This window comes from Anaeromyxobacter sp. SG66, assembly GCF_022690805.1.
GTDB lineage: Bacteria > Myxococcota > Myxococcia > Myxococcales > Anaeromyxobacteraceae > Anaeromyxobacter > Anaeromyxobacter soli.
The window spans coordinates 1-4,261 of the sequence record NZ_JALCZC010000190.1; the positions used below are offsets into that span (position 1 = coordinate 1).

Genomic DNA, 4,261 nt, shown 5'->3' on the forward strand with positions numbered 1-4,261 from the left:
GCCCTCGGCGGACCTCGGGGGCCCGCCGCCGGCGGCCACGCGCTCGTGCATCCGCTCCTCGCTCACGTCAGTCCCGGGTCTTGAGCAGCGGGAACAGGATGACGTCGCGGATCGAGGCGGAGTCGGTGAGGATCATCGTCACCCGATCGATCCCGATGCCCTCGCCCGCGGTCGGCGGCATGCCGTGCTCGAGGGCGCGCACGAAGTCCTCGTCGTACGGCATCGCCTCCTCGTCGCCCGAGGCGCGCGCCTTCACCTGCGCCTCGAAGCGCGCGCGCTGGTCGGCAGGATCGTTGAGCTCGGAGAAGGCGTTCGCGCACTCCATGCCGCCCGCGAACAGCTCGAAGCGGTCGACGAGGCGCGGATCGGCGTCGCGCCTGCGCGAGAGCGGGCTCGTCTCGAGGGGGAAGTCGACCACGAACGCGGGCCGGTCCTTCGGGAGCTGGGGCTCGCCGAACACCTCGAAGGCCGCGGCGATCGCCTCGCCCGGGGACCGCTTCGCGGCCTGCTCGAGCTTCCAGGCGTCCTCCGATTCGTTCTCGCGCGCCGCCGCGCGCGCGAGCGCCTCGGCGAGCCCGCGGCCGGCGAGCGCGTCCTCGACCGAGAGCCCGAGGGCACGGGCGCCCACCTCGACGAGCGAGACGCGGGGGTACGGCGGGGTGAAGTCGATGGGCTGCCCCTGGAACGTCACCACCGGCGCGCCCGCGACCTCGAGGGCGAGCGCGTGGAAGAGCGCCTCGGTGAGCTTCATGAGGTCTTCCGCGGTCGCGTACGCCTCGTAGAACTCGATCGTGGTGAACTCGGGGTTGTGGCGGCGGTCGATCCCCTCGTTCCGCCAGATGCGGCCGATCTCGTAGACGCGATCGAAGCCGCCCACCACGAGCCGCTTCAGGTGCAGCTCGGTCGCGATGCGGAGCTTGAGGGAGAGGTCGAGGGCGTTGTGGTGCGTCTCGAACGGGCGCGCCGCCGCGCCGCCGGCCTCCTCCGGCTTGTGCAGGGTCGGCGTCTCGACCTCGAGGTAGCCGCGGCCGTCGAGGAAGCGCCGGATGGTCGAGACCGTCCGGGCGCGCTTCACGAAGGTGTCGCGCACGCCGGGGGTGGCGATGAGATCGAGGTAGCGCTGCCGGTAGCGCTGCTCGACGTCGCTGAGCCCGTGCCACTTCTCGGGCAGCGGCCGCATCGACTTCGTGAGGATGGTGAAGGCGGTCGCCTCGAGCGTGAGCTCGCCGGTCTTGGTGCGCGTGGCGGCGCCCTGGGCGGCGACGATGTCGCCGATGTCGAGGAGCTTGTAGATCTCGAAGTCCCGCTCGGAGACCCGATCCTTCTTGATCCACACCTGGAGCTCGCCGGCGGCGTCGCGGATCTTGAGGAAGGCGGCCTTGCCGAAGGGGCGGACCGCGAGGACGCGCCCGGCGATCGACCAGGCGCCGGGGTCCTTCGCGATCTCGTCGGCCTGCGCGTCGCCGTACCTGTCGCGCAGGTCCTTCGAGAGGTGCTCCGGGCGGTGCCCGTTGCCGTAGGGGTTCACGCCGAGGGCGCGCAGCGCCTCGGCCTTCTTCGCGCGATGCGCGAGGATCTCGCGCTCGGTCGCGCCGAGGTCGTCGCCGCGGGGGGGGTTGGGATCTCGCATGTCTCGGTTTCGACGGGGAAAAGCGTGCGGCGAGGCTAGTCGGGCTCGCCCGCCCCGTCAACGCGAGAACATCCGCGCGCCGCGCGGCGGATCGAGCGGGCGGCCAGCCGAACCGGCTCGCGCTCCTACCGCGGTGCGTACAGGCGGTAGTCGATCTCCGGGAAGATGTTGTCCTTCGTCTCGGCGTGGGCGAGCCACTCCGGGTCGATCTGCCCGGCCCGGAGCTGGTCATGCAGCCGCGTGAACCGGAGCACGTGCTCCTTCGTCCGGCGGATGGCGTAGTCCACCATCGTCCCGGTCTTCATGATGAAGGCCCAGTCCGAGGACTGGGCGAGGAGCAGCTCCCGCGCGGCCTGGTCGAGGGCGCGCCGCTCGAGGTCGCTCGGCTCCCGGTAGTCGCGGGCGAGCGCGATCATGCGCTCCGCCGCCTTGTGCAGGTGGCGGTAGATCCAGTCGTTCGAGCCGTCGAGCCAGACGCCGGCGTAGCCGCCCGCGCCCCAGGAGCAGAGCGGCGGCGTCGCGAGCTGCTGCTCGGGGTTCTCCCGGAGGTAGTCGCCGGGCGTGGCGAGCTTGAAGATGCGCTGGTCGAAGGCGATCTTCCGGATGAGGAAGTCGATGAAGAGCGGCCCCTCGTACCACCAGTGGCCGTAGAGCTCCGCGTCGTACGGCGAGACGACGATCGGCCTCACCCCGTCCATGCGCGAGGCGAGGTGCTCGATCTGCCGCTCGCGGTTGTACATGAAGTTGCCCGCGTGCTGCGCCGCCCGCTCCCGCGCGCGCGCCGGGTCGTAGGGCTCCTTGTGCGCGGTCTTGCCCGTGATGCGGAAGTACTTGATGCCGACGTTCTTCCGCTGCCCGGTCGGCTGGATGTACGGCTTCACGTACTCGTACTCGAGGTCCCACCCGACGTCGCGGTAGAACTCCCGGTAGTCCGGGTCGCCCGGGTAGCCGGACTCGGAGCTCCACACCTGCATCGACGACTCGGCGTCCCGCCCGAACGCGGCCGGCCCGGTGGGCGTGAAGATCGGCGCGTAGACGCCGTAGCGCGGCCGCGGCGTCGCGTCGGTGATGCCGTGCGTGTCGACGAAGAAGTAGCGGATGTTCTCCTCGGCGAGGAACGCGTCCGCGCCGGGGAAGTAGCCGCACTCCGGCAGCCAGATGCCCACCGGATCCTTGCCGAAGTGGCGGCGGTGGTGGCGCGCGGCGACCGCGATCTGCGCGCGCACCGCCTCCGGGTACGGCTGCATGAGCGGCAGGAAGCCGTGGGTCGCGCCGCAGGTGACGATCTCGAGCCGCCCCGCCTCCTCGAGGCGGCGGAACGCGCCCACGAGGTCCCGGCGGTAGCGGTCGTTGAAGAGCTGGCGCAGCTCGCGGAACTCGCGCTGGTGGTGGAGGGCGAGGCCGTGGAAGGTGCCGTCGTTGCGGGTGCGGTGGACCTCCTTGTCCGCGAGCTCGCAGAGCGTGTCGAGCCGCCGCGCGTAGCGGGACATGAGCAGCTCGTCCCGGAGCATCGCGACGAGCGGCGGCGTCATGGTCATCGAGATGCGGAACGGGATCCCCTCGTCCGTCGCGCGGTCGAAGACCCTCAGGAGCGGCAGGTACGTCTCGCTGATCGCCTCGTAGAGCCAGTCCTCCTCGAGGAACTCGTCGTACTCCGGGTGGCGGACGAACGGGAGGTGCGCGTGGAGGTGGAGGGCGACGTAGCCGAGGACGTCCTGGGCCATCTAGGCGCCCTCCCCGGCTCCGAACCCTCCGAACGGCGAGGTCGGCGACGACACGCCCGGAGAGGTCGGCCGTCCGCCCACGCCGCCCGCGCTGCCGCCGGTGCGGGCGGCGAAGCGCGACCAGTCGCTGAGGCGCGCGAGGAGCGCCCGCGCCTCCTCCGAGAACGGTCCGCCCGCGTGGCCGGGGCCGAGGAGCCGCCCGAGCGGGATCTCCCACGGGATGCGGATGAAGCGGTCGTCGATCACCGGCGAGGGGCCGAGCGGCGGCAGCATCATCTCGTTCGAGCCGCGCCCGAGCTGCCGGTCCTGCCCGCCGCGATCGACGGCGTGGATCTCGGCCCGGTACACGCGGCCGGGCTCGAGGTCGTGCACGTAGAAGCCGGTCGCCTCGAGCGCGAAGTCCAGCGTGCGCACCGGCTCCCAGCCGCCGCCGCTCCGCGCGAAGATCCGGAGCTCCGCCCGCGGGTGGTCGAGCCCGGCGAACGCCCCCTGCGCGGTGCCCTGCGAGAAGTCCCAGTAGAGGAAGAGCGTCCGCGGATCGCGCGGGAGCGCGACGAACGCGTCGTCCCCGTAGCCCCAGGGCAGCTCGCCGAGGTTCTCCTCGTACGGCGCGCCCCCCGCGCCCTCGGGGGCGCCCTCGCCCTCCTCGACGGCGCGGAAGGCCTCCGGCGCGTCCGAGGTCGTCTCGGTCATGGGGCGCGGGGCCTCGCGCACCGCCTCCTCCCCGCGCACCCGCGCGACGAAGTAGCCCTCCGGGTCCGGCGCGGCCTCGCCCGGCTTGCCGTTGCCCACCTTCTTGCGGCGCGCCCGCGCCGCCGAGACGCTCGCCGCGACCCCGGCCACCGCGCCGGCCGCCGCGCCCGCCACCGCCGCAGCCACCTTGGCCGCCCGGCGCGTGCGGGGCGCC

Annotated in this window: 3 protein-coding genes; all 3 read right to left on the minus strand. The window is 72.7% G+C overall.

Going from position 1 to position 4,261, the window contains the following annotated elements:
• Positions 1-67 precede the first annotated feature (67 nt).
• Positions 68-1,630, minus strand: a complete 1,563-nt coding sequence (gene lysS, locus MNZ39_RS23455; protein WP_242341506.1) for a lysine--tRNA ligase — start codon at positions 1,628-1,630, stop codon at positions 68-70.
• A gap of 125 nt (positions 1,631-1,755) precedes the next feature.
• A complete protein-coding gene (locus MNZ39_RS23460; RefSeq protein ID WP_242341507.1) occupies positions 1,756-3,354 on the minus strand; it encodes a glycoside hydrolase family 57 protein in 1,599 nt (532 codons plus the stop codon).
• On the minus strand, positions 3,355-4,261 hold a 907-nt coding region (locus MNZ39_RS23465), incomplete at its 5' end, for a DUF4912 domain-containing protein (RefSeq protein WP_242341508.1).

Coding starts and splice junctions, on each gene's coding strand:
- lysS (WP_242341506.1), bottom strand. CDS start 1,630: ATGCGAGATCCCAACCCCCCCCGCGGCGACGACCTCGGCGCGACCGAG.
- MNZ39_RS23460 (WP_242341507.1), bottom strand. CDS start 3,354: ATGGCCCAGGACGTCCTCGGCTACGTCGCCCTCCACCTCCACGCGCAC.